The sequence below is a fragment of the Iningainema tapete BLCC-T55 genome (assembly GCF_014698965.1).
Taxonomy (GTDB): Bacteria; Cyanobacteriota; Cyanobacteriia; order Cyanobacteriales; family Nostocaceae; genus Iningainema; species Iningainema tapete.
Map to the genome: position 1 here is coordinate 1 of NZ_JACXAE010000048.1, position 23,801 is coordinate 23,801.

The 23,801-nt window shown below is 40.9% G+C and carries 23 protein-coding genes and 1 pseudogene; 13 read left to right on the forward strand and 11 right to left on the reverse strand.

Annotated elements, in window-relative coordinates; translation table 11 throughout:
* The coding region (locus ICL16_RS12750; RefSeq protein ID WP_337906994.1) for a formylglycine-generating enzyme family protein at positions 1 to 1,737 on the forward strand (1,737 nt) is incomplete at its 5' end.
* 108 nt (positions 1,738 to 1,845) lie between these two features.
* Here ICL16_RS12750 and ICL16_RS12755 read toward each other — a convergent pair.
* On the reverse strand, positions 1,846 to 2,055 hold the full coding sequence (locus ICL16_RS12755) for a DUF6887 family protein (RefSeq protein ID WP_190828078.1): 210 nt from the start codon (positions 2,053 to 2,055) through the stop codon (positions 1,846 to 1,848).
* A 153-nt stretch (positions 2,056 to 2,208) separates the two neighbouring features.
* Positions 2,209 to 2,805, reverse strand: coding sequence for a beta-class carbonic anhydrase (locus tag ICL16_RS12760; RefSeq protein ID WP_190828080.1), 597 nt, complete (start codon positions 2,803 to 2,805; stop codon positions 2,209 to 2,211).
* Between the two features lie 198 nt (positions 2,806 to 3,003).
* On the opposite strand from ICL16_RS12760, the pseudogene ICL16_RS47220 reads away from it, so the two are divergent.
* Positions 3,004 to 3,075 (forward strand): annotated as a pseudogene (locus ICL16_RS47220) (type II toxin-antitoxin system HicB family antitoxin); the annotation flags it as partial.
* Complete coding sequence (locus ICL16_RS12765; protein ID WP_190828082.1) at positions 3,075 to 3,734, forward strand: glutathione S-transferase family protein; 660 nt, start codon at positions 3,075 to 3,077, stop codon at positions 3,732 to 3,734. The pseudogene ICL16_RS47220 and the gene ICL16_RS12765, both read left to right, overlap by 1 nt.
* A 140-nt stretch (positions 3,735 to 3,874) precedes the next feature.
* Here ICL16_RS12765 and ICL16_RS12770 read toward each other — a convergent pair whose 3' ends face one another.
* The 6 genes from ICL16_RS12770 to ICL16_RS12795 all read right to left on the reverse strand — a co-directional run bounded on the left by ICL16_RS12770 (position 3,875) and on the right by ICL16_RS12795 (position 8,019).
* Positions 3,875 to 4,213 carry a type II toxin-antitoxin system PemK/MazF family toxin gene (locus ICL16_RS12770; protein ID WP_190828084.1) on the reverse strand — a complete coding sequence of 113 codons (339 nt, stop codon included), beginning with the start codon at positions 4,211 to 4,213 and terminating at the stop codon, positions 3,875 to 3,877.
* Positions 4,203 to 4,442 carry a hypothetical protein gene (locus tag ICL16_RS12775; protein ID WP_190828086.1) on the reverse strand — a complete coding sequence of 80 codons (240 nt, stop codon included), beginning with the start codon at positions 4,440 to 4,442 and terminating at the stop codon, positions 4,203 to 4,205. Before ICL16_RS12775 ends, ICL16_RS12770 begins: the two co-directional genes overlap by 11 nt.
* A gap of 73 nt (positions 4,443 to 4,515) precedes the next feature.
* Positions 4,516 to 5,541, reverse strand: a complete 1,026-nt coding sequence (locus ICL16_RS12780; protein WP_190828094.1) for an alcohol dehydrogenase catalytic domain-containing protein — start codon at positions 5,539 to 5,541, stop codon at positions 4,516 to 4,518.
* Between the two features lie 250 nt (positions 5,542 to 5,791).
* On the reverse strand, positions 5,792 to 5,977 hold the full coding sequence (locus tag ICL16_RS12785; RefSeq protein ID WP_190828096.1) for a hypothetical protein: 186 nt from the start codon (positions 5,975 to 5,977) through the stop codon (positions 5,792 to 5,794).
* 52 nt (positions 5,978 to 6,029) lie between these two features.
* Positions 6,030 to 7,097 (reverse strand): glycosyltransferase family 4 protein, encoded by a 1,068-nt coding sequence (locus ICL16_RS12790; RefSeq protein WP_190828098.1) that lies wholly within the window; start codon positions 7,095 to 7,097, stop codon positions 6,030 to 6,032.
* Between the two features lie 250 nt (positions 7,098 to 7,347).
* Entirely contained in the window at positions 7,348 to 8,019 is a 672-nt protein-coding gene (locus ICL16_RS12795; RefSeq protein WP_190828101.1) for a hypothetical protein, read from the reverse strand.
* Between the two features lie 322 nt (positions 8,020 to 8,341).
* Here ICL16_RS12795 and xth point away from each other — a divergent pair, with 322 nt between their 5' ends.
* From xth to ICL16_RS12810, 3 genes are all read left to right on the forward strand, one after another.
* A complete protein-coding gene (gene xth / locus ICL16_RS12800) occupies positions 8,342 to 9,124 on the forward strand; it encodes an exodeoxyribonuclease III (RefSeq protein ID WP_190828103.1) in 783 nt (260 codons plus the stop codon).
* Positions 9,125 to 9,321: 197 nt separating this feature from the next.
* Positions 9,322 to 10,197 (forward strand): SDR family oxidoreductase, encoded by an 876-nt coding sequence (locus ICL16_RS12805; RefSeq protein ID WP_190828105.1) that lies wholly within the window; start codon positions 9,322 to 9,324, stop codon positions 10,195 to 10,197.
* Between the two features lie 92 nt (positions 10,198 to 10,289).
* Positions 10,290 to 11,786: a beta-barrel domain-containing protein gene (locus ICL16_RS12810; RefSeq protein WP_190828107.1), complete on the forward strand. Its 1,497-nt coding sequence runs from the start codon at positions 10,290 to 10,292 to the stop codon at positions 11,784 to 11,786.
* A gap of 159 nt (positions 11,787 to 11,945) precedes the next feature.
* On the opposite strand, the gene ICL16_RS12815 is transcribed toward ICL16_RS12810, so the two are convergent.
* Both ICL16_RS12815 and ICL16_RS12820 read right to left on the reverse strand, forming a co-directional pair.
* Positions 11,946 to 13,157 (reverse strand): FAD-dependent oxidoreductase, encoded by a 1,212-nt coding sequence (locus ICL16_RS12815; protein WP_238360752.1) that lies wholly within the window; start codon positions 13,155 to 13,157, stop codon positions 11,946 to 11,948.
* 22 nt (positions 13,158 to 13,179) lie between these two features.
* Positions 13,180 to 13,806, reverse strand: coding sequence for a Uma2 family endonuclease (locus tag ICL16_RS12820; RefSeq protein WP_190828109.1), 627 nt, complete (start codon positions 13,804 to 13,806; stop codon positions 13,180 to 13,182).
* A gap of 722 nt (positions 13,807 to 14,528) precedes the next feature.
* On the opposite strand from ICL16_RS12820, the gene ICL16_RS12825 reads away from it, so the two are divergent.
* From ICL16_RS12825 to ICL16_RS12845, 5 genes are all read left to right on the forward strand, one after another.
* Positions 14,529 to 15,920 (forward strand): CHAT domain-containing protein, encoded by a 1,392-nt coding sequence (locus ICL16_RS12825; protein ID WP_190828112.1) that lies wholly within the window; start codon positions 14,529 to 14,531, stop codon positions 15,918 to 15,920.
* 32 nt (positions 15,921 to 15,952) lie between these two features.
* A complete protein-coding gene (locus ICL16_RS12830; RefSeq protein ID WP_190828114.1) occupies positions 15,953 to 17,146 on the forward strand; it encodes a sigma-70 family RNA polymerase sigma factor in 1,194 nt (397 codons plus the stop codon).
* Between the two features lie 136 nt (positions 17,147 to 17,282).
* Complete coding sequence (locus ICL16_RS12835) at positions 17,283 to 18,560, forward strand: DUF1822 family protein (protein ID WP_238360753.1); 1,278 nt, start codon at positions 17,283 to 17,285, stop codon at positions 18,558 to 18,560.
* Positions 18,561 to 18,588: 28 nt separating this feature from the next.
* Positions 18,589 to 20,934: a CHASE2 domain-containing protein gene (locus ICL16_RS12840; protein WP_190828116.1), complete on the forward strand. Its 2,346-nt coding sequence runs from the start codon at positions 18,589 to 18,591 to the stop codon at positions 20,932 to 20,934.
* Entirely contained in the window at positions 20,931 to 21,743 is an 813-nt protein-coding gene (locus ICL16_RS12845) for a DUF928 domain-containing protein (RefSeq protein ID WP_238360754.1), read from the forward strand. Before ICL16_RS12840 ends, ICL16_RS12845 begins: the two co-directional genes overlap by 4 nt.
* 258 nt (positions 21,744 to 22,001) lie before the next feature.
* On the opposite strand, the gene ICL16_RS12850 is transcribed toward ICL16_RS12845, so the two are convergent.
* Positions 22,002 to 22,691, reverse strand: coding sequence for a DJ-1/PfpI family protein (locus ICL16_RS12850; protein ID WP_190828118.1), 690 nt, complete (start codon positions 22,689 to 22,691; stop codon positions 22,002 to 22,004).
* 303 nt (positions 22,692 to 22,994) lie between these two features.
* Here ICL16_RS12850 and ICL16_RS46785 point away from each other — a divergent pair, with 303 nt between their 5' ends.
* Both ICL16_RS46785 and ICL16_RS12855 read left to right on the forward strand, forming a co-directional pair.
* Complete coding sequence (locus ICL16_RS46785) at positions 22,995 to 23,120, forward strand: hypothetical protein (RefSeq protein WP_273038643.1); 126 nt, start codon at positions 22,995 to 22,997, stop codon at positions 23,118 to 23,120.
* Positions 23,121 to 23,162: 42 nt separating this feature from the next.
* A complete protein-coding gene (locus tag ICL16_RS12855; RefSeq protein ID WP_190828120.1) occupies positions 23,163 to 23,663 on the forward strand; it encodes a hypothetical protein in 501 nt (166 codons plus the stop codon).
* Positions 23,664 to 23,801 lie beyond the last annotated feature (138 nt).

Genomic DNA, 23,801 nt, shown 5'->3' on the forward strand with positions numbered 1-23,801 from the left:
TATACCACTCCTCACTCAGTCCACAATTCTGTTTTATACCGTTTAATAGCGATTTATCCTATTTTACGAGTCTCCCATGCGGTTTCTCAAATGCTAAAGTTTATGTCCCAAATCAGTCAGCAATTTACCCATCCACGTCTCGTCGCCTTTGCCAAACGCTTTGGTGAGGCACACGTTAATTTAGCATGTCACGCCGCCTTCCCTTTGGCACTCACTCCAGAACTTTTGTACTGCCTGCGAGAGAACTTCCAACCTCAAGCTCCCTGGATAGCCGTTGCTGATATCTTACTTTCCCTATGCGCTCCAGTAGGCTACGAACTTTACGAACTCGAATCAGAAGTACGCAACGAATTACTTCTCACCCTCACCCTCAAAAACTACTTTGATGAGCAGCGATTATACGACTTATCTGATTTTACCGTCGCTTATATTCGGCAGCAATTAAAAACCAATTATCGCATTGACCAAGACTTGGGTGCAGCTCCCCATTGGACAGCATTAGCTTACATCAAACCTGAACAAGCAGTTCATGATATTGCCGCAGCACTGAAAACTGCACTGGCACAAAAAAATCCTTCGGAGTGGGTGCGGTTAACCTCGTTAGTAGAAAGCTATGCTGATATTGACCCATTAATTAACTCAGGTTTTCAACCCTTGTTAGTATTAGCCCGTGGTTGGGATGCTAAAGCAAGAGGGGAAGATGAAGCCGCCGCAGAAGAATTTAACCAGTTGGGCAACCCAGGCAAACAAATAGAAGTTGGGGGAGTCAGTTTTGAGATTCCGCCAGTAGATAATCCTCCACCGCTGACTTTTGAGTTTGAAGTTGTCACCGTTAACCGTCGCGGCGAAATTATCAAAAGAGAACCTAAACAAGCGAGATACTTTAGTGAAGACTTAGGAAATGGTATTACCCTAGAAATGGTTGCCATACCTGGTGGCACTTTTACTATGGGCGCTCCACGAAATGAGAAAGGTAGTAGTAAACACGAACGCCCACAACACCAAGTAACCGTTCAACCCTTCTTCATGGGCAAGTACCCCATCACTCAGGTACAATGGAGAGCAGTAGCCGCATTACCCAAAGTTAATCTCGACCTCGATCCCAACCCATCTCGTTTCAAAGGTGATAATCGTCCTGTAGAAAATATTTATTGGGATGAAGCGGCAGAATTTTGTGCTAGACTATCTAGAAGTACAGGCAAAGATTATCGACTCCCCAGCGAAGCGGAGTGGGAATATGCCTGTCGTGCTGGAACAAAAACACCCTTTCACTTTGGTCAGACGATTACAGGTGAGTTGGCAAATTATCGTGCTAGCGAAACCTTTGCTGATGAACAAAAAGGAGAGTATAGACAAAAAACCACGCCCGTCGGGGTTTTTACTCCCAATGCGTTTGGTTTATATGACATGCATGGCAATGTTTGGGAGTGGTGCGCTGATAATTGGCATTATAGTTATGAAGGTTCGCCAATAAATGGTAATGCTTGGATCTTGCTAAATGATAATAATTCTCGATTATTGCGCGGCGGTTCTTGGTACGACAATCCGAGGAATTGCCGTTCGGCGTATCGCGACTACGACGCGCCGGCCTCAGGAACGACGACCTCGGGTTTCGGGTTGTGGTTGCCGTTGCGAGGACTTTGTACCCTTGACACTTTTGTCCTTTTACCCTTTATTTTTTTCTTTTGGAGAGCGAAGCGGAGCGGAGCGATCAAAAATTTTTTTGGGCAAAATTGAGCTATTCATATTCAATTACCAATAACGATAACACGTATAGGAATTATCTGTCAACTTTTTTCCAAATTTAAGCAAAGAAATCACAATACAGTGGCTGTACCTGACCATTCAAGCTTGATTGCGCCGCTGCTCTAAACGTTCGCGGAGTGCCGTTGCTAAGTCCGGGTCATTTAACCCTTTGTTCGGGGGGTATACTTTAGCATTTGGATCTCGGAATCTTTCTACGTAAATTGATACAGCTTCGTCGTCCTCTCTGTGTTCAAGGATATATTGCCGAAACTCTGAGCGGGTGATTGTTGCGAAATTAGGCTTGCTCATAAAAATATCCAGCGGGGAGTAACTTACTTGTGAAGCGCATTTTAACACGTTGGCTATTTCAATGGGACTCGGTTTGGTCTAATGTAGAACAAAGAACTCAGCTTGGTACAAATAACGGTGCTTAAATACTGATAAATTTAAGCGCCGATTTACTTATAAACCTTTGCCACTCATTGCTTCAGCCGTGTTTACTTTCTCACTCAGACGCTCATAAGGAGAGCGTAACCTCATCGTCTCCACTTCCCAGATGTAGCCATGAATTACTACATCATCAGGAATCAAGGGAGAATTTCGCAGCAACTCTACCTGTTTCACGCAAGTTTCATCTACATCAACAAATGTTTTAATCCATTTAGAAAAAACACCCGACGATAGCTTTAATTCAGGTAGGGCAGGATCAATGGATGTCTGGTCTAAATTAATTCCTTTTTTTTCTAAGAAATGACTGATAAAATCTCCAGAAGCAGTCATCATGCCGCATTCAGTATGATTGATGACGATAATTTCTTTAGTTCCAAAAAACTGCGTTGTTAACATGGCAGATCGAATCGCGTCATCTGTCACTACCCCTCCTGCATTACGGAAAATATGAGCATCTCCAACTCCTATTCCCAAGGCTTTCTCCACTGATAAACGCTCATCCATGCAAGCCAATACCCACAAACGTTTGTTATTGGGAATTCCCAACTGACGCCTTAGTGCCCAGTTTTTCCTGTCTGATAAATCTTGGTCAACTTTTTGGTGCAACATTACTTGAAATTTTATTGATAGGAGTGTAACCCTGACGGTGTATTGCGGCGACAACCCCAGTGTCAGACACCAAGAAAGGCACTCACAAGAGTCAAATTATTTAGTTATTTTATCTATCCATCAAAATGTAATCAGCATCAGTTATTACAAAATCTGAGTTATCAGATTGTGGGGTGAGCAAATCCGTTACAATCAAACATGCCCTGTACTCACGGCAAAACTGGTGAGTCAGCAATTCGTAATGGTGAACAAGTGATTGAAATGTACTTATGCTAAAGCTTTATCACAACCCAATTTCACCAAATTCTCGTCGTGTCTGGATTACCTTAATGGAAAAAGGACTCTCGTTTGAATTGGTGGAAGTCAAATATCTCGATGGAGAACAGTTTAAACCAGAGTTTTTAGCGATTAGCCCTTTTCACCACATCCCTATTTTGGTAGATGACGGGTTTAACATAGTGGAATCTTTGGCAATATTAGATTATTTAGAAGCAAAGTACCCTACACCCGCCATGTTACCTACTGATGCGAAGGATTTGGTAATTGTGCGGATGGTGCAACAGGCAACTGTGAATGAATTAATGCCTGCCACAATCCCATTAACTCCGGTGCTCTTAGGTTTACCAGGGGGAGATATAGAAAAGATTGAGCAATCCAAACAGAAAGTCTCAACAGTGCTGAAGTTTTTTGAGAGTTTACTCGATCATCGCCCTTTCTTTGGCAGTGAAAATATAACTCTTGCCGAATCTGTCGCTGGTACTATAGTACCTTGGTTGCTAGGGGGAAGCGTTTCTTTTGGTGAATATCCCAAACTGAGTGCTTGGTGCGATCGCTTAACAGCACGTCCCGCGTGGCAAAAAACCCAAACCCCAGAAATTATCGAAGCGATCAAATCTCGCATGACAGCTAGGATGGCACAAACATCTTAGTGGTGCGTTACGGCGCTTAGCTATAGCGCACCCTACGTTGGAATCTTAATTGCCATATAAAAGGGAGGCTCCGCCTCCTGAGTGGCATTCCCAGTTAGAAACTGGGAACGAGGGACTGGGAACGAGGGACGAGGAAAGGTTTATTGAGTAAATAGGTTGCACAACTTCTCAGCAATTTGCTCCTGTGTTTCCAATGACAATGTACCTAATTCTCGTTGAACCATTGATTTACGAAGTGTGATTAAGTGATCCAATCTGATAGTAGATGGTTTATGCAGACCACTATTGGCAAAGTCTGGATGGTTATGATCTAAGATAATGTCTGTTTCAATCAAATCAGTAGAAATCCGACTGGTGATTAAAGCCAAGATAATGTGAAGATTTAATCCTATAGGATTAGTCAGACAAACTGTAGGACGTACTTTAGTAGCTGATAAATCATCAAACGGAAAACTTACTAGAACAACTTTACCCTTCATCAAGTGGCTTCCCATCCTCTAAAGTATAAATGTCTTCCTCAGGATCGTGGAGGAAAGCAAAAACTGGATTAGTAGCTGCTGCTTTAAGCCATTCTTGTTCGTCTATTTCTTCTGTTTCAGGAAATAAGAGAATGACGCGAACACGACTAGACTTAGCAACAAATAATGGTTGCTCTAAATGTAATTCACCTTTTTCATTAACTGTTCCTGTAACCTCTATTGCTTTCATACTTTTGACCTGTTATCATGTCTTTCCTTGTTCAGAACTATTCTATCTATGTTAGGCGGTGCGTTACGGCACCCTACGTTGGCATCATTGCTACTTTGATTACTTTACGATCTCTCATATCACAGAACACTTGTTCTAAATCTTTTAATTGACGATGTTCGCTGATGAGTAATTCAAAGGGAATCTTCCTACTCGCAATTAGTGATAGTGCTGCTCGGACATATTCTGGTGTGTTGTGAAATACGCCTTTGAGGGTAAGTTCACTATAATGTAGCTGTTCTGTATTTACAGTAATAGTGGTGTCGCGGGGACAACCACCAAATAAGTTTACTGTAGCACCAGGACGGGCGATCGCGATCGCCATCTCCCAAACACTTGGCACGCCTGTTGCTTCTATCACCACATCTGCACCCCATCCTTGTGTCAGTTCTTTCACAACAGCAGGAATCTCTACTTGATGGTAATTAAAAGTCTTTGCTGCACCGAGTTTTTCCCCAATTTTGAGCCGAGGTTCATTACCGCCAAACAAAAATACTTCTACACCAGCCTCAACTAACGAAGCGACAAACATCAGTCCGATCGCACCATCTCCCAAAACTACCACGCGATCGCCTGCTTTAATATTAGACCGGGCTACTCCATGCAAAACACACGCCAACGGTTCTGTCATCGCCGCCAATTCGTCACGCAACTCCGCAGGAATCGACAACAAATTATGCTGCACAATCTGTGCGGGAACTTTCAGATACTGAGCAAAAGTGCCGTTGTTCCAGGTCAAATTTGGGCAAAGAGAGTATTCTTGCCGTTGACAAAAAAAGCATTTCATGCATGGAGCAGAATTATTAGCCACCACGCGATCGCCTACTTGCCAACCCTCAACATCTTCTCCCACAGCAACAATTTGCCCTGCTGCCTCATGACCAAACAGGGTAGGAGGGCGTAACATTTTAGCATGACCGCCGCGACGCCAAACTTTCAAATCTGTACCGCAAGTTGTTGCTGCGCCCACTTGTATCACCACTTCACCCTTTGCGGGAGTAGGATCGGCAACTTCTTCTAGGCGTAAATCTTCTTTCCCGTAAAGTAATGCTGCTAGCACGCTCTTGTATCCTGGGGATGGACATGGTAATTATACAAGATGCAGAGGATCTAAATTATTGGACATCTGGCAACAATCCCGGTTAATTATGATTTTTAACCATAGATGAACACCGATAAAAATCTGTGTTTATCTGTGTTTATCTGTGGTTTCATCTCTTTAAAATCGAACAGTAGAGACGCGATATATCGCGTCTCTACAGAATTTTGTGATTATCAGGAACCTACAGGAAATTAACCAGTCTACAATCCTAAGACTTCACCGCTCCTTGAGGTACTGCTCCTGTCTTTCTTCCCTCTACGCTGGGCATACGGCTGACGGTTAATAGTGGGACTTCTTGCCAGCAGGTTTTACAGAACCAGTAGAAGTCACCATGACGGACGTGACGTAAGAGAGAGCCTCCGCAACAGGGGCAACTGTTGGATGTCATGCTCATACTATTGTCCTCCTAAAAAAGTTTTTATGGTTGTACTAAAAAAAGCTGATGATTAAAGCTGAATTTGGGCAGCACGAAGATGTCCATTCAGACTAATCCGTTGTTGGATAAGTTTTTCGTAAACTGCTTGATACCCATTCACCATCTGGGTAACGCTAAACTTATTTTCTACATATTCACGGCATGTATGACGATTTAGTTGCAAAGCTTGAGGAATCACTGCCGCCATCTCTTCATAGCTAGAGCAGACAAAACCTGACACACCTTGGGCAATTACCTCCTGTACAGAACCTAAATTAATGGCAATGACTGGTGTACCCGCCGCCATTGATTCTATCATGACTAACCCAAAAGGTTCTTGCCAAGTAATTGGGAACAGAGTAATAGTGGCGTTGCCTAAAAATTCTGCTTTCTCGGCGTGATTGATTTCACCTAAGTATTCAATTTGCTTGCCATCAATATGGGGTGCAATTTCTTGTTCAAAAAACTTAACGTCCACAACATCAACCTTACCTGCCATTTTCAAACGCCAACCTGTTTGTTTGGCAATGGCGATCGCATGTTGTGGTCCTTTTTCTGGAGAAAAGCGTCCTAAAAATGCCAAGTATGGAGGCTCTTGAGGTTGCGCGATAAAAGGATAATCGGCGGGGTTAATGCCATTGTAAACAGTACCAACGTAATTCAGGTCAATTTGACGCTGTGCGTTACTGATACTTACGTATGGTTGCTGTTGGTGATGGCTGTATACGTGCTGGTTATCCGTTGTAAACTTACCGTGCAAAGTATGCACTGTCGGAGTTGACACCAAGTTCGCTAAAGGTAGTGCCGAAATCCCTACGTGGGAGTGAATTATGTCGAATTCCTTGGCTATTTGATAAACTTGGCTAAGTTCTAGCATCTCGTACACTGCGTACTCTTTAACCTTTGGGTCTAAGCGCAATGCACGAGGGTATACTGCTTCTAACCTTGCCAATGTTTGCGAATCGCCAGAAGCGAACAAAGTGACATCATGTCCTCTACGCACTAGTTCATCTGTCAAACGACTCACTACCAGTTCAATTCCTCCGTATGTTGGAGGTGGAACTCGTTCCCACAAGGGGGCTACTTGAGCGATTTTCATATGTTTTGGTTCAGCTTCTTATACAGTCCTACTGTCAAGACTGAGATCTGATCGGGGCAGAGCATTTCTACTTACCCCTTCGTCTAACTTAACCTGATTTACTCCGAAGAGCGCAATTTCGGTTAACCGTACTTGACAAGGAGCCTTAAGTTTTTAACGTTTACATTATTAAGTTACTGTCTGCCCCATCAACTTTTCATCTATCCTGAGAATCAAAACAATCAAAGAGAACTGTATCTTAAGTAACTATTTACCCATAGGGATCAATTTTCTGACCTTTGCGTAGAAAAGTGATACCAAAAGCACCTAAAACTAAAGTGCCTAATCCTAATGAGGGTTCGGTAATCGGCTCAGAGATATTGGCAGGCTGACCAAATACGTTTAATGTCAAATCATATGAATAGTCTGTAAAAAAGTCGCCGTTGCCTAACTGCCTAACTCCAAGAATATTAAATGAGTTTACTTGAATGCTGATACTGTCAACCGTATTACTAAATAAATCAGGGTTTTCACGGTTTGTACCAAATATGATGCCATTCGCTCCTTGACGTGTTACCGAAGAAGCTGTTCTCACAGTTTCTAACTCGATTAAATCTGGTTGTCTATCAGTCAAATAAGCAACAAAATTATTAAAGTCTGGATCTGTATCAGTGGTAGCAGTGAATATCTTACCAATAGAGGCAGGAGTAACAGTTATACCTTCAAATAGAGTTGGGGCATCAGGAAGTAAAAAAGCGTTTTCGTCAAATTTACCTGGTGATATTCTCGTAGTTAATTGCAAATTCTCAGCAATTCCACTAATGCCGCCTGTGAGTGAGAAGTTTCTTGTTCCAAGTAATGCAGCTTGTACTGTTTCCCCTAATCCTAAAATAATCAATGTCGCAGTGGCGATCGCCACTGTTAACTTTTTCGTAGATGCCATCAAACTTACTCCTTCACCTTGACTTGAAAGACATTAATTTACTCTCTCTTTCAGGTATAAAAAAATAATATTTTGATGTCAATAGTAAACATAATATTCAATATTTTTACTTAAATAAAATCTGTGATTGAATAGTAATGACTAATTTTGTATCAGTGTAATCACATAAAAATTTCATCACTTATGTAAAGACGCTCCGGCGGAGCGTCTCTACAATTGCTGACTGCTGTCTCTTAAGGGTTAGTAAACAGTGGTTAGTGGATGGTAGTTAGTGGTATTTTTGATAACTGTCTCCTGACTCCTATCTCCTATCTCCTGCAAAATGAAAATTGCTACTTGGAATGTAAATTCGATTCGGACTCGCTTAGAACACGTTGTCAATTGGTTGACGGAAAATCCTGTTGATGTGCTTTGTCTACAAGAAACCAAAGTTGTAGACGCCGACTTTCCTCGCTCAGCTTTTGAGCAGTTGGGCTATAACTTGTATTTATCAGGACAAAAAAGTTACAATGGTGTTGCCTTGCTTAGCCGTCAACCTTTGGCTGATGTAACTACTGGTTTTACTACTATTTTGGCGAATATAGAGCCTAACTGGGATGAGCAAAAGCGGGTGATTACGGGTGTAATCGATGGCATAAGGATAGTTAATCTTTACGTACCAAACGGCGCAGCGGTGGGTAGTGATAAATACGAATATAAGCTCCAGTGGTTGAAAATACTGCGGGATTATTTGCAAACGCTACTGGTTTCCTCGCCTGCTATTTGCATGTGTGGCGACTTTAATATTGCTTTAGAAGATCAGGATATTCACGACAATGTAAGCACTGAAAATCACATCATGTCATCAGAGCTAGAGCGCCAAGCTTTACGGGAGATTATGGCAATAGGATTTGCCGATGTTTTTCGCAAATTTACTAGTGAGGGTGGACATTACAGTTGGTGGGACTATCGTGCTGCATCCTTTAATCGTAACAGGGGCTGGCGAATTGACCATCACTATCTCACACCCGACTTGTATGACCGAGCAATCAGCTGTACCATTGATGTTAAACCGAGAAAATTGCCTCAACCCAGCGACCATACACCAGTAATTGTGGAATTTTAGATATTAGATTTTAGATTAGGCTGTAAATAGCTAATGACAAACAGAACAATTAGCCCTTCTCCTGTCGGAGACGCTGCGCGAACGGGTTCGCCAGTTACCTGGGCGTGGGAAACCCGCCTAGCCTTCGGCAACGGCTTCGCCGAACAGGACTGGTCTCACCATTAGCTATTAGCAGTTAGCAATAATTCAAAATCTTTATGTTTTTAGTGACTGGAGCAACAGGTGGAATAGGTCGTAGAGTGGTAAGACTCTTACGAGAACGGGAAATGCAAGTGCGTGCATTTGTCCGCCTAACTTCGCGCTACAGCGAGTTAGAACATCGTGGAGCGTCGATATTCATTGGTGATTTGCGGCAAGAAAAGGATATCCACAAAGCTTGTCGCGACGTAAAGTATATCATTAGTACTCACGGTTCCGATGGCGATGCCTTAGAATTGGATTATCGCGCCAATATTGAACTGATTGATTGTGCAAAAGATTCTGGAGTGCAGCACTTTGTATTTATTTCCGTTTTAGGAGCAGAGCGGGGGTATGAAGATGCGCCTGTGTTTAAAGCCAAACGAGCGGTGGAGCGATATTTGGAAGCTAGTGGTTTAGACTACACTATTTTACGCCCATCTGGATTAGCATCGAATTTGCTGCCACTAGCAGAAAGGTTTCGAGAAACGGGCATTTATTTGCTGATTGGTGATCCCAAAAACCGTAGCTCTATTGTGAGTACAGATGATTTGGCAAGGATGATTGTAGATTCTGTGAGTTTTGAAGCTGCTCGTAATCAAATATTACCAGTGGGGGGACCAGAGATTTTACTACGGGAGGATATTCCGCGAATTTTTGGTAAAATTTTTAACACAGAGCCAGTGGTGATCAATTCACCATTGTTAGTAGTTGATGGTTTACGGGGTGCATTAGGTTTGTTTAATCCCCAAGGACAAAAAGCTTTGGGAACTTTCCGAACTTTACTAGCAAATGAATTTTTCTGTACACCAGAGGAGATTGCTAATTTAGAAAGAATTTTCCAATTTAAGTTGGAGACGTTGGAAAGTTTCCTGCGTAAATATTTGGCAGTATAAAAAAATGCTAATTGTTAATGGTTAATGGTTAATAGCAATCTTACAATTAACAATTAGCAATTAACAATTCCCAAACTAAAATCTAAAATTATATGAGATATTCTTTAGCTGCAAATGCTGCTCAAGCGCGTCAAACAAAAGAGCGCTTTGCTAAGCCAGACGAACAACTTTCATATGAATTGGGTAAAGCGGTACAAGAGTTACCACCGCTGTATACTAGACTGTTGGCTGGTACAATTAGTGTAGTAGTGGTTGGGGCGATCGCATGGGCGCACTTTTCCCAGATTGATGAAGTGGCAATTTCCTCAGGAGAATTAATTGCTTCTACACAAGTTAGGCCAGTGACAGCGTTGGGGAATGGGACAATTTTAGCAGTGAAAGTGGCTGAAGGCGATCGTGTCACAAAAAATCAAGTTTTAATTCAACGCGATCCCGACTTGCAACAAGCTGACGTTGCCCGTCTATCTACAAGCGCCAATTTAATTAAAGAAGACTTGGAGCGTTTAGAAGCAGAACGTAAAGGATCGACAATTGCAGGTACTAAACTACAAGATGAACTGTTAAATTCGCGTTTGCAAGACTACAAAGCACGTCTTGCAGCTTCCGTTGCCGAAGCAAATCGTCAGCTTGCTATTATAGACCAAGCCAAAGTACGTCTCACCCGCTTGCAAGAAAATTCAGTCAATGCTAGAACCAGCCTTGCTAACGCTAAAACTAACCTCATCAATGCGCAAACCCTCAGCGTTAAAGTTAGAAACAGCCTAAAAATTGCGCAACAAAGAGAACAAAGCTTAAAAACCTTAGTTAGTGGTGGTGCTTTTCCTCGACTCGATTACTTAGACGCCCAAGACAGAATAAATCGTGCGAATACAGAAATTACTAGAGCACAAGATGAAGTAACAAATGCTCAAAATAAAGTGACAGAGGCGACGGATAAAGTCACATCTATAGAAAAAGATATCGCAGCCCAAGTCCAAGAAATTCGCTCCGCACAACAAGCATATCAAGCAGCAAAAAATCAAGCGCAACGTGTGGCATCAGAACGTCAAAGTGAAATTTTAACACTGTTCAACAAGCGTAAAGAAGAATTTACCACCGTTGCTGGTCAATTAGAGCAAGCGAGAAAGCAAAAAGATTCAGAAACAGTCAAAGCTCCAGTTGCCGGAACTATCTACCGTATCAAAGCAACTAGAGGACCAGTACAATCAGGTGAAGAATTACTGTCTATTTTACCAGAAGGGGAACAACTTCTTTTAGAAGTGAAAGTCCTCAACCGAGATATCGGATTTATTCATGAAGGAATGAAAGCAAAAGTGAAAATGGCAACCTTTCCCTTCCAGGAATTTGGCACTATTGATGGCGAGGTGGTGCAAGTGAGTCCCAATGCAGTAGTTGATAAAGAATTAGGCTTAGTTTTCCCCACCAGAATTAAACTTAGTAAACATTCAGTAATGGTACGGGGGAAAGAAGTTGCATTTACTCCCGGTATGGCTGCTAACGGTGAAATTATCACTCGTAAAAAATCAATTTTGACTTTCATTATTGAGCCAGTTACTCGTAGATTCAGTGAAGCTTTTTCTGTCAGGTAAGTTGGAAATTTCTTGTGGTACGGGCATCCTGCCCGTTCTCTCGTTCCCTGACTCTGTTCCGCTCATCGTTGTCTTTTTAAAAACCTTTCATTTGCCTGTTTTACTCGAGAAATCCAACATGAGTGCGAATTCAAAATTTCTGAGTAGGGAACAGTTGTTTCACCAGACAAGTTGGAACAATGAAGGGGAAAAGTATTTGGGAAATAGTTGATGCATGATTTGAGCAGCGCGCAGTCTGATGAAAAACTCTAAAAACATCAGTTTACCGGATAACGGAAAGGCATAGTCACTTAGCTCGACTAATGCATGAGCATCTGGCTTTCGACGTAGGGTAAATTGCTCAATTGCAGAGGCAATATGATCAGAATATTCATTTAATAACTCATCAAAGAAAGCTACATCTTCAAAAGCAGCATTACAGCCTTGACCTAAAGAAGGAGAGGTGGCATGAGCCGCATCGCCAATTAGTAAAACGCTGTCACCATGATGATAGCGATTACAACGAATAGTCGAAATGGTTGAGATGGGACGATTGAGAAATGCTTCGACTTCCGATTCTGGTAAAAGCTGAGCAACTTCTGGAAAACGATCGCGAAAAAATTGCCATACTTGCTCTTTTGTCGAAAGATTGACGATGGGGTTGTTTTCGCGAGGGAAGTTAACAGTTCCACTCATCAAGCCATCTAGATCGTGTACCAAGATCACTGAAGTACCATCGCTTCCTCTCCAAGTATGGACATAACCTGCTTTCAGAGATGTTGCATTAAGAGCAGGCAGAAAGATGGATTTGTAAGCAGAGGGAACGTATTTTGTTTCTAACTCAAATTGGTTAGTCGATCTCAACTGCTCTCTAACTCGCGATCGCACTCCATCTGCACCAATTAACAAGTCATAACCAACAGTAACTTCTCCTGTATAATTGACTGCTGTATTTTGAAAGGTGACTGTTTTTGCTTCAAAATCAACCTGCTTGCATTGATGATCAAAATGAATATTGAAACGGTTGCTATTATACTGTTTAGTCAACATTTTCAACAGCGTGACCACCAATCGCACGCGATCCAGAATCAGAATGGATTTTTGCCTGGGAAGGAACTGCGTTTTGCCGTTTTTTTGGTGATTGAATGAGCCAGTGCATTCTAAACTTACTGCTTTAACGGCTGCGAGAATCCCTTCTAGTTTGCTCAGTACCGTCATTCCCCGTTGATTGAGGACGAGAGGAAAGGTTCTAGACTGGGAAAATGGAACTGTTTGTGGGTCACTGCGACGCTCATAGATTTCAACATAATAGTGGTCATCGCGCCGTAGCAGATAGTGAGCTAGAAGAACTCCACTCGGACCGGCACCTACAATTACAACTCGCTTAACCATTTGCTAAAATCCTATTCTCAGTTCAGATTAACGGTGTGGCAGAATCAAAAATTTGTTGTGCTGTTAAATTCAATTCTGGAAATATCGTTGATTGTATACAGTCATTCCCTCGAAATTGAATAACTTGGTACTCACTATCTACCAAAGAGTAAACAGAAATAGTAGGTTGCTTAGGATTACCTATAAATCTCCTTCCACCTAGTGCAGCGTAATCAACAATCCAATATTCTGGAATACCCATCCATTCATATCTACCAAGTTTTAAATAATAGTCATCTTGCCAGTTAGTACTAACAACTTCAATAACCAGTGGGATTGATGCAGCTTGACTGACTGTTGATTCTTTTTTCCAAAAAGGTTCATTTACTAAATTAGGACGATTCAACAACAATATATCTGGGGAGTAAGCTGACTCATTTGAGTCCGGTTTGACAAAGGCTGTTTTTGGTATAATATATGGTTTGTTTAGTCGGTCAAACTCAACAGTTAATTTTCTTGCTAAGAAACCTACAATTTCTTCGTGTGGACCGACTGGTGGTGTCATTTCAACTATTACTCCATCATGCAATTCATAGCGGCAATGAGAATTTTCTGGATACCAAGCTATAAATTCTGCAAAAGTTACTTGTTTCTGTAGGACTGAAGTCATTATTAAACCTCTTCAATTTCAATATTTATCAATTTTGCTGTAAGTATATCAGTAGCGCTCTTTAGTACTTTTATTAAAATAGCGTTTCCTAGTCTACTCAGGTACAAATTTATCTGTGTTTATCTGTGTTTATCTGTGGTTAATTACTTTTTCGGTGTACCTCACGTCCGTGAGAACCGCTATAGTAGTACTTGGTATAAAAAAATAAAATAGCTTTTTAACTGTTTTATATTGTACACTACAAACGCTTGCGATCAGAAACCCGGTTTCTTTAAGAAACCGGGTTTCTTAGTGTTCGTGAATTATTTAGGACTGCTATAGTAGGTAGGGCTATGCCGCACAAAACTTGGATATGGTGAGCATTGCCTACTTACGGGTTTGTCTGTTACTTCTCAGTAGCTCAGACGCTGCGCGAACAAAGCGGTGTACAGCAATTAACTATCGGTTCTGCGGCAATATATTAAGTCAACCTACATCTATAAGGGTGGAGCTAGCACCGCTGCGCGAAAGTAAAAAGTCAAGCATTCAAGCATTCAAAAGTATTATCTATCAAGGCTTTTGCCTATTTGAAATGGTTGGTTTATTACATCCGCGTTGTACTAGTGAAATGAAGCTCATTTGGGTTATTATTTGAACGTGGGGACAGCAAATTTAGACAGTAGTCGGGAAAATAGGATGCTGATAGTGTAGGAATAATCGATAATCCTGATGTATGAACAAACATGAACAAAATAAAGCTAATTTTATTGGCTTTTTCAACACTCAGTTTATTCATAGTTGGGCTGAACCTACTAAGGTTTACCCAAAAAGAAGAAGTCAAAGCAGTTACTCCACTAGTAAAATCTAATACGCTTCCCTCATCTCGTCTTCAGCCAGAAGTCGTCAAAAAATTCCTTGACAATCAAGATATTAATTCTGCTGTTATACACGTTGAACAGGGGTGGAAGCAGCAATATGAAGAATATGTGCAAAGAAAACTACCTTCCAATCAGGTTTTTGAAGTAAAAAAAATCAGTCAAACTCTCAATAATATTAGCCAGAGAGTTGGTAAAAAAAGTGCTTTAATCTACGCAGTACCAACTCCTAATCACCTCGAGTTGATATTGGTATCGCCAGATAGATTACCGATTCACAAGCGTATTCCAGCAGCGAAAAAAGAGGTATTAGTTAGCTTAGTCACTAAATTCCGTACTGATATTGTTAATCCAGATTCTCAGCGCAGTGAGTATCTGAGTTCCGGTAAAAAAGTATATGATTTGCTGATTGCTCCTTTGGAATCTGAATTACGCTCGCAAGGTATCAATAATCTGATATTTTGTTTAGGTGGTGGGTTAAGAACTGTTCCTTTAGCAGCGATTTACGACGGTGAAAAATTTTTAGTAGAGAAATATAGTTTAGGAATTATTCCGGCTTTCAATCTCCTAGATTTTCAACCTATAAATATTACCGACACCCAAGTTTTAGCAATGGGAGCTTCAGAATTCAAAAATTTGAAACCTTTACCTGCTGTTCCCTTAGAGCTATCAAATATTATCAGCAATAAATGGACAGGAAAATCTTTATTGAACCAAGAGTTTACTCTCAAAAATCTAAAGAAAGAACGTGCTATTTATCCTTTTGGAATAGTACATTTAGCTACCCACGCTGAATTGTCTCCTGGTTCTGTCAAGCAATCTTATATCCAGTTTTGGGATACCCAAATTCGCTTAGATGAACTTAAAACTCTGGGACTAGATAACCCGACTGTGCAGTTATTGGTGTTGAGTGCTTGTCGTACTGCATTAGGTGATCCTCAAGCCGAACTGGGGTTTGCTGGGTTAGCTGTACAGTCGGGAGCAAAAGCGGCTTTGGCAAGTCTTTGGACTGTTGATGATAGTGGTACATTAGCTTTAATGATTCAATTTTACGAAAAACTTAAAGCTAATCCAGTTAAGTCAGAAGCACTACGACAAGCTCAAATTGCTATGCTTAAACAGCAGGTAAGTTTGAAAAATAATCCAATAATTCGTGGGAGTGGCTCTTTAGCTCCGCAAATTGTCACAAATCTTGATAGCCAGGAGTTATCCCATCCTTATTATTGGGCTGGATTTACATTGATTGGAAATCCTTGGTAGGATGGATGTTAACATTTTATTTTAAATTTTTTATGCGTCCACGTCAAAATATTACCGAAATTTTTTCTACTTTTTTAAAATTTGAGGCTGATAAATTTAATAGTTGGATAACTGATGCTAAACTATTTCGGAGTATGAGAGCTTGTTTAAATAACCTGAATGAAGCTCAAGTATCTGAGGATTTCTGGGCTATTTATTGGCACAAACAAGCACAATCGGAAAAATCGGCAGTTGCTTTAGGACATATGTCTGCTTATCTACAAGAATCTTGTTACTGGGCTGTACAAAAAATGATGCGACGGTTGCAAGAATCTAACGAGAAAATGCCAGACTTTTTTCAAGTAGCGATCGCATCTGTTCCCAAAATTATCAAATCCTGCAATCCCGATGTTAATGGTAGCATCAAAGGTTATGCGAGTATCACTTTTGGTAATATAATTCGAGATTACCTCCGGCAAACTCGGGAGACTAATTTGTGTACTAATTGGGCGTTGTTACTCAAAGTTAGTCGGAAACTGCTGACGGAATCCCTACAAAATACTGGACTTGATGCAGCAACTATCGAAAGTTATTTGCTTGCTTGGACTTGTTTTGAAAGCATTTATCTACCGCGCAAATCATCCCAGTTAAGGCAAATTGTAGCACCACCGACAACAATATGGGAAGCGATCGCTACCGCTTATAACCAAATGCGCCACCAGCTTTCTTCCCCAACAAAGGAATGTAGTAAAGAAACTATAGAACGCTGGTTAATAGAATGTGGAAACCAATTACGTAAATATTTGTATCCTTCTGTTAAATCTCTCAACGCTCCCAAAACAGGATACGATGGGGGGGAATTACAGGATGAATTAGTAGATACATATCGAGAACCCTTGCTCACTCAATTGATTCAACAAGAAGAGCAAGCTGTACGCCTGGAACAAAAAAATCAAATTAACGATGTTTTAAAAGCTGCGATCGCCAAGCTAGATTCTTCCGCTCAACAAATACTACAATTATATTATCAAAAAAATTTAACTCAACAGCAGATTGCTCAAGAATTAGCAGTCCAACAATACACAGTCTCCCGCAAATTATCTAAAATACGCGAATCATTATTACGAACCCTAACCACTTGGAGTCAGGAAACCATGCATATTTCCGTAACCTCAGACGTGGTTAAGTATATCAACACAATTTTGGAGGAATGGTTGCAAGCACATTATCAAAATGATACTAATTAAGTAGGTAGGGCATGAGAGCAGAGGGAGCAGAACTCGTTCCCAGTCTCTGACTGGGAATGCCTTCAGTGAGACTCTGTCTCACGCTCTGAAGGGCTGTTGGAGGCAGAGCCTCCGGTAATGCATTACCATGCAGAGCATGGTAACGAGGAGAAAGCTCTCTAGCACCAAAACGATACTAATTAATGGGTGCTTTACTGACAAAATCCAAAATCCCCAATCCCCAATCCCCAATCCCATGACTTTCCTAGCAGAAAACCCTACCCAATTAGAATTTCAAATCTCCTCAGATTTGTCGCAAAAATGTTGGTTGCAAAGCCAATCGCAACCAACCGCCAAAGGACAGTGGAATGAATATTTAAATCAAATTTGCCAGCAAACTTTTCTCCCTTGGCTACAAGCAGAATATCAACCACGAGCAAGTCTTTCGTTAGAGGAAAGATTACTACCTAGCTTTTGGGCTGTTGTCAATGGTACGGCTTTAACCTGGGGAAATAAACGTTTGATTTTGATACCAGAAAAATCTTTTGATAATAGTGAATATGAAATACCCCAAGAATGGATAGATATTCCCAAATTAGCGGGAGATTATTATTTAGCAATTCAAATCAATCCAGATGAACTATGGATGCGAGTCTGGGGATATACAACCCATAAACAAATTAAAACATCAGCTACTTATAACTCTAACAGCAGAACATATAGCCTTGATGCTGTGGAAATAATTCAAGATTTAAATGTACTGTGGGTAGTAAGGCAACTCAATCCTGACGAAGAAACCCAAGCTTCTCTGACTAGCCTATCCCCTGTATCCGCAACCCAGGCAGAAAATTTATTATCTAGATTAGCAAATCCAGTGATTATTCAACCCAGATTAGAATTACCTTTTTCCTTATGGGGAGAATTAGTAAGTAATGATGTTTGGCGGCAAAGACTATATCAATTACGTCAAGGAGAATTACAAAGTAGTCTTGTTCCAAGTCAGATAGCTGTCAATCTCAAACAGTGGCTGCAAAATACCTTTGAAGATAGCTGGCAATCTTTAGAAAGTTTATTTGGCAATAGTGTCAGTTTTAGTTTTAGGAAGATAGAAGAAGAAAAAGATACAAGTATCATCAGAGCAAAATCCCTAATTTTACCCAATTGTGAAGGCTTCTTATTAGTAGGATTAGATACAGAAACAGACGGCAGAACTAGCATTCGCATTCAATTACGTAGCCGCAGTCAAGAAGAATATTTACCAAGAGCAACTCATCTTAAACTACTATCTTCTTCAGGACAAATTATTCAATCAGTTCAATCGCGTTTACAAGATAACATCATTCAATTAAAACGATTTAAAAGTCCCGCTGGTACTCAATTTAGAATTCAAATTGAAATTGATAATTTTGTCATGAGCGAAGATTTTTCGATTTAATTTATGAGAAGTTAAAGAGAAATCTAAAATGCATAGACTTGTCGTTCTAAATCTAGGAAAAGGAGATTTACAGCAAGGCTTTCCTACGGTAACAGCCCAATTTTGGGAATCTGAAGAACTTACCCCAATGCAATTTACCGGAAGTTTACCAGCAATTCCCAGCCTGGATGGAATTTATCAACGTTGGCAGTTATTATATGAAGCTTTATATAATAATTTAGCTTGGCGAAAAAGTACAGCACATCCAGAGTTTGAAATTGATGAGGAGGATGATGAAATTTCTCATGTTTCCTATAGCGAATTTCAAGAAGTTTCTCAAAATTTACAAACTCAATTGAATTGCTGGTTAAGTTCACATTCATTTTTAGCAATTGAACGTAAATTAAGAACTTATCTCACACCAAAAGATGAATTTCGTTTAATCATTGTAACACAAGATGGGAAAACTCTCAAATTACCTTGGTGTTTATGGGATTTTTTATCTGATTATCCCAAAGTAGAAATTTCCTTGAGTCCTCCTGAATATACACGTTCTTTAAAAGAAAATAAGAAAAGAGTCAAGAAAATTAAAATATTAAGTATTTTAGGTAATAGTAGTGGGATTGATATTAATCAAGATCGGCAAATATTACAACAGCTTCCTGATTCAGATATTACATTTTTAATTGAACCAAAATCCTCAGAGCTTAACGAGCAACTTTGGAAATCGGAATGGGATATTTTATTTTTCGCCGGACATAGTTCGAGCCAGGGGAAGGGATGCATTCAAATAAATGCAGAAGAAAGTTTAACAATTGAGCAATTAAAATATGCTTTAAAAAAAGCGATATCTCATGGTTTAAAATTAGCAATTTTTAATTCTTGTGACGGATTAGGATTAGCAAGGGATTTAGCAGATTTACATTTACCCCAAGTCATTGTGATGCGGGAACCAATTCCTGATAAAGTGGCACAGGAATTTCTCAAACATTTTCTAGCTAGTTTTGCGACAGGAAAATCTCTTTATCTCTCGGTACGGGAAGCACGAGAAAAGTTACAAGGATTAGAAGCAGAATTTCCTTGTGCGACTTGGCTACCTGTCATTTGTCAAAATCCTGCGGAAATCCCTTTTACTTGGCAGGATTTATACGAACAGAAAAATCCGCTTAAATTATTACCAAATCGTCAACAATTACGTTCAATTCTTTTATGTAGTTTAGTCAATACTTTGTTAGTAGCAGGAATTAGATTTTTAGGGTTGCTCTCTCCCATTGAATTATCGGCATTTGATATGTTAATGCGATCGCGCATTCACGAAAAACCCGATGATCGTCTTTTGATTGTAACTGTAACCTCTGAAGATATTCAATCCCAAGATTTAGAACCACGCTTTGGTTCCCTATCCGACACTACCCTTAGTAAATTATTACAAAAACTCGAAAAACATCAACCTCTAGCCATTGGCTTAGATATTTACCGCGATTATCCTAGTCGCAAACCGGAATTAGCTCTTCAATTACGGCAGAGTAAGTCTTTAATTGGGATCTGCAAGCGTCCTGACATTAAAGATGACCCTACAGGTACTTTACCATCACCGGAAATCCCACAGACACAGTTAGGATTTAGCGATTTTGTTCAAGATTACGATGGTGCTGTGCGTCGTCACTTGTTATTTATGACACCAAGTACTACATCTCGTTGTACAGCAGCCTATGCACTTAGTACTCAGTTGGCGTTTCGATATCTTCAGGCAAAAAATATCTTGCCAGAATTTACACCAGAAGCTAATTTAAAACTAGGTAAAAATATATTTCCATCCATAGGCAATCGCACGGGTGGATATCAAAGCGTAGATGCGGCAGGCTCTCAGGTATTATTAAACTATCGGGCAATGACCGACCCCCAAATGGTAGCTCAAAGAGTAACTCTACGAGATATACTTGACGACAAAGTAAATCCCCTCGCCATCCAAAATCGAATTATATTGATAGGCATCGTAGACAAGAGCGCTGGAGATTATTGGGCAACACCCTATGGTGCAGGTTCCTCCAATAAACTTCCTGGGGTGTTAGTTCATGCACATATGGTTAGCCAAATTCTCAGCCATGTTTTAGATAAAAGACCTTTATTATGGGTTTTGTCCGGTGAGAAAGAATTTGCTTGGATTGCTTGCTGGGCAGTGCTGGGAGGATTTATTGCTTGGCGATTTTCCCGGTTAAAAATTATCGGTACAGTGGTAATTATATCAGTCATCATCCTTTATGGATCGTGTTGGCTATTAGTTAATTCTGGCGGTTGGATACCTTTAGTACCATCTGCTATCTCTTTATTGTTAACTAATGGTACGGTTGTAATTTTATTGTTAAGACAAAACCAGTTGGAGCAGATAAAATGAAAAACACAGAACTAAAAAGCAAAATTACTCCGCAAATATTTAATACTACCGTAATCTTTGCACTCTGCATGAGTTGTGCGATCGGTTATGGAGAACAGAGAATCGTCGAAAACCCAAACTTAACCCTAGCATCAATAAAATTTCAGCCACCTCCGCCCCCACCTCCACCTCCACCAACTCGTGGGGAACCGACAGGAAGAGCACAAGGAGGAGCCGGAAGAGGCTGCGAACCAACAGCACTTGTGCCTTCAACTAAGACAAATAATGGTGATTTGTTGTGGGGGTTAACAGTAGCCGAAAGACCTCAATTTTGGTTCAGTTTACCTAGAAATTTGACAACAAAAGATGCTGTTGAATTTGTTTTAAAAGATAACCAGGGTAAAGAAGTTTATAAAAATAGATTAGAGAATATTAATACTCCAAAAGGTATAATTAGCATTGCCATACCTCAGCAAATACCACCTTTACAAACTGGCAAAACCTACAAGTGGTCTTTTTCTATTTACTGCGATTTTAAAACAATAGAAGACCGACCAGGAAATGTTAGAGGTAGCATTCAAAGAGCTACTATATCTACTACTTTGAAAAATCAATTAGCTAATGCTAAAACTCCCATCGAGCAAGCAAATGTTTACGCTCAAAATGGTATTTGGTTTGATGCTTTAACTGTTTTGGCAGTAAATATACGTAACAATAAGGAAAAAGATGTCACCTCAGCTTGGACTCAGTTGCTAGAACAAGCTAACTTAAAACAAGTTGTCTCACTTCCTGTTACTGATTGTTGTACAAAAGCAACAGTATCAAATTAAGCACGATCTATTTCTGTGTTTGTCAGCATGTCGGACTGCCTATATGACACTAAGTAAGTAGGTGAAATTAAATATAAAATACACTTTTACTTTCGTAGTAAGCGCTTTAGCGCTCTGGGCAAAGATTTTAAGCGCTGTAGACGCGGAGCGGCTTCTCGAAGAGTAGCGCTTACTACAAACTTCTAATTATTTATGCCTTGTTACTTACGCAATTGAGTTAGGACAAGTTATTATCACAAGAGCCGCGCTCAAAGCGCTCTATAAAGGCGGTTCTTGTGAAAGTAACGGGTTTTGATCTAACCCCAAATGTTCCGCAACAAACGACATCGCCTTCTGCACTAACTCAGGTCCCGCTTTTTCGGGTGAACCCGCATCAAACGGTGGCGCAGGATTGTACTCGATCAAGAGTTGAGCAATTTTGGCAGCTTCTTCACCCCGAAGCGTTTCAGCGATCTTCAGACCAAAATCAATTCCTGCCGTCACCCCTCCCCCCGACATACGATTGCCATCAATCACGACTCGCTCGGTTCCAACCTCAACGCCCAACTTGGCGAGTTCTTCGCGCATTGCCCAATGCGTCGCGGCGCGATAACCTTGCAACAATCCTGCCTTTGCAAGAAACATAGATCCGCCACACACAGAAGTGATGAACTTGGCGGTGCTCCCCTGTTTCTTGAGAAATTCAAGCACTTCTGGATCGTCTTCGACTGCCATCTGTTTCAAGCCGCCACCGATACAGATCACGTCCAAGGGTGGGCAATCTGCAAAGGTTGTATCTGGAACAACAACCATGCCGTCGTCCGCTTCAATCGGTAAGAGCGCTTTCCAAATGCGATGGAGCTTGATGCCGGGAAGCGCATTAAACACAGCTTGGGGTCCTACGATATCTAGTGTGGTCATGCCGGGATACATCACCAAGCCAACGATGTACTGTTGTGAGTTACTCATGAATCAATCCTGTTAGTGGCGCTTTACATGAAATCTATTCCTATACTAGGAATGGCAACTCATCACGCCTAGTCCTCGATCGAGTACTCTTTTCGCCATGAAACGAGTCTACGCGCCCGACAGTAGGAAAGCCGTCATTTGCGCTGGCTCCTCAACCTACGCGAAACTTTTTGTTAGTTAATCAGGGAAAACTGCATATACTTTAAACCTTGGTCGTTAAAGAACATTAGAAGGCACAAGCCCAGTAAAAATACTTGGTTTGAGATACTTCAAAACGATCCACCATCTCAACCTCAACCCGCTATGCAGCTGACAGAAAAGTGGAAAGCTGACTATGGTTGCATTTACCACTTGCGACTTTTGGCAATGTGTGAACGTGATGGTGCAATCGCCAATCCAACAAATCAAGTACTAGCCTATCATGACTAACGACTCAGTGCTTGATAAACAAACTAATCGAGAGATAAAAAAATGAACAAACAGTTAAGTGCGATCGCTCTGGCTTCTGTACTTGTTAGTACCCTTTGTACCTTCAACTCTGCCAGTGCCCAAAATTCCCGAACCCAACAGACTAACGATCCTGAAGATACTGAACTCACTCGTGCTAATGCCATAGGCGGAGCTGATGCTCCCGGAGTCCGTCTAGCTGCTTTCATCGATGGCAATATCGGTGGAGGCTCTGTTGTTCGTAGCAAGGGCGTAGCGTCGATCACTAGTCCCGCTACTGGTCTTTTCTGCATTCAGCCAAATGCAGGCATTAACGTCAATAGCATTGTGCCGATTGTGTCGGTTGACTGGTCAAAGTCTTTAGGTAATGACAATTTAGTTCAGTACCGATCTAGCGGTTCTGGTTGTCCAAGCGGTAACATTGCTGTCCTAACATTCCGATACGATCGCAACAATCCCAGTCCGAACCCATTTAACAGGTTTGTACAGGCAGACGGAATTGCCTTCACAATCATTGTGCCGTAATTACTTGCTAATTTGTTCTCAAACAATTTACGCAGTATCAGTGGTACGGGATTCAAATGCATCCTTGATTTACTTGCGCTCAATAAATCAAGTAGAGACGTTACATGTAACGTCTCTACCGTCAAACATCAAGGGTAT

Coding starts and splice junctions, on each gene's coding strand:
- ICL16_RS12815 (WP_238360752.1), bottom strand. CDS start 13,157: ATGGTTAAGCGAGTTGTAATTGTAGGTGCCGGTCCGAGTGGAGTTCTT.
- ICL16_RS12775 (WP_190828086.1), bottom strand. CDS start 4,442: ATGAAAGCAATAGAGGTTACAGGAACAGTTAATGAAAAAGGTGAATTA.
- ICL16_RS12790 (WP_190828098.1), bottom strand. CDS start 7,097: ATGAAAATCGCTCAAGTAGCCCCCTTGTGGGAACGAGTTCCACCTCCA.
- ICL16_RS12820 (WP_190828109.1), bottom strand. CDS start 13,806: ATGACTTCAGTCCTACAGAAACAAGTAACTTTTGCAGAATTTATAGCT.
- ICL16_RS12770 (WP_190828084.1), bottom strand. CDS start 4,213: ATGAAGGGTAAAGTTGTTCTAGTAAGTTTTCCGTTTGATGATTTATCA.
- ICL16_RS12760 (WP_190828080.1), bottom strand. CDS start 2,805: ATGTTGCACCAAAAAGTTGACCAAGATTTATCAGACAGGAAAAACTGG.
- ICL16_RS12855 (WP_190828120.1), top strand. CDS start 23,163: ATGAACAAACAGTTAAGTGCGATCGCTCTGGCTTCTGTACTTGTTAGT.
- ICL16_RS46785 (WP_273038643.1), top strand. CDS start 22,995: ATGCAGCTGACAGAAAAGTGGAAAGCTGACTATGGTTGCATTTACCAC.
- ICL16_RS12850 (WP_190828118.1), bottom strand. CDS start 22,691: ATGAGTAACTCACAACAGTACATCGTTGGCTTGGTGATGTATCCCGGC.
- ICL16_RS12810 (WP_190828107.1), top strand. CDS start 10,290: ATGAGATATTCTTTAGCTGCAAATGCTGCTCAAGCGCGTCAAACAAAA.
- ICL16_RS12785 (WP_190828096.1), bottom strand. CDS start 5,977: ATGAGCATGACATCCAACAGTTGCCCCTGTTGCGGAGGCTCTCTCTTA.
- ICL16_RS12755 (WP_190828078.1), bottom strand. CDS start 2,055: ATGAGCAAGCCTAATTTCGCAACAATCACCCGCTCAGAGTTTCGGCAA.
- ICL16_RS12830 (WP_190828114.1), top strand. CDS start 15,953: ATGCGTCCACGTCAAAATATTACCGAAATTTTTTCTACTTTTTTAAAA.
- ICL16_RS12825 (WP_190828112.1), top strand. CDS start 14,529: ATGAACAAAATAAAGCTAATTTTATTGGCTTTTTCAACACTCAGTTTA.
- ICL16_RS12805 (WP_190828105.1), top strand. CDS start 9,322: ATGTTTTTAGTGACTGGAGCAACAGGTGGAATAGGTCGTAGAGTGGTA.
- ICL16_RS12845 (WP_238360754.1), top strand. CDS start 20,931: ATGAAAAACACAGAACTAAAAAGCAAAATTACTCCGCAAATATTTAAT.
- xth (WP_190828103.1), top strand. CDS start 8,342: ATGAAAATTGCTACTTGGAATGTAAATTCGATTCGGACTCGCTTAGAA.
- ICL16_RS12835 (WP_238360753.1), top strand. CDS start 17,283: ATGGTAACGAGGAGAAAGCTCTCTAGCACCAAAACGATACTAATTAAT.
- ICL16_RS12765 (WP_190828082.1), top strand. CDS start 3,075: ATGCTAAAGCTTTATCACAACCCAATTTCACCAAATTCTCGTCGTGTC.
- ICL16_RS12840 (WP_190828116.1), top strand. CDS start 18,589: ATGCATAGACTTGTCGTTCTAAATCTAGGAAAAGGAGATTTACAGCAA.
- ICL16_RS12795 (WP_190828101.1), bottom strand. CDS start 8,019: ATGGCATCTACGAAAAAGTTAACAGTGGCGATCGCCACTGCGACATTG.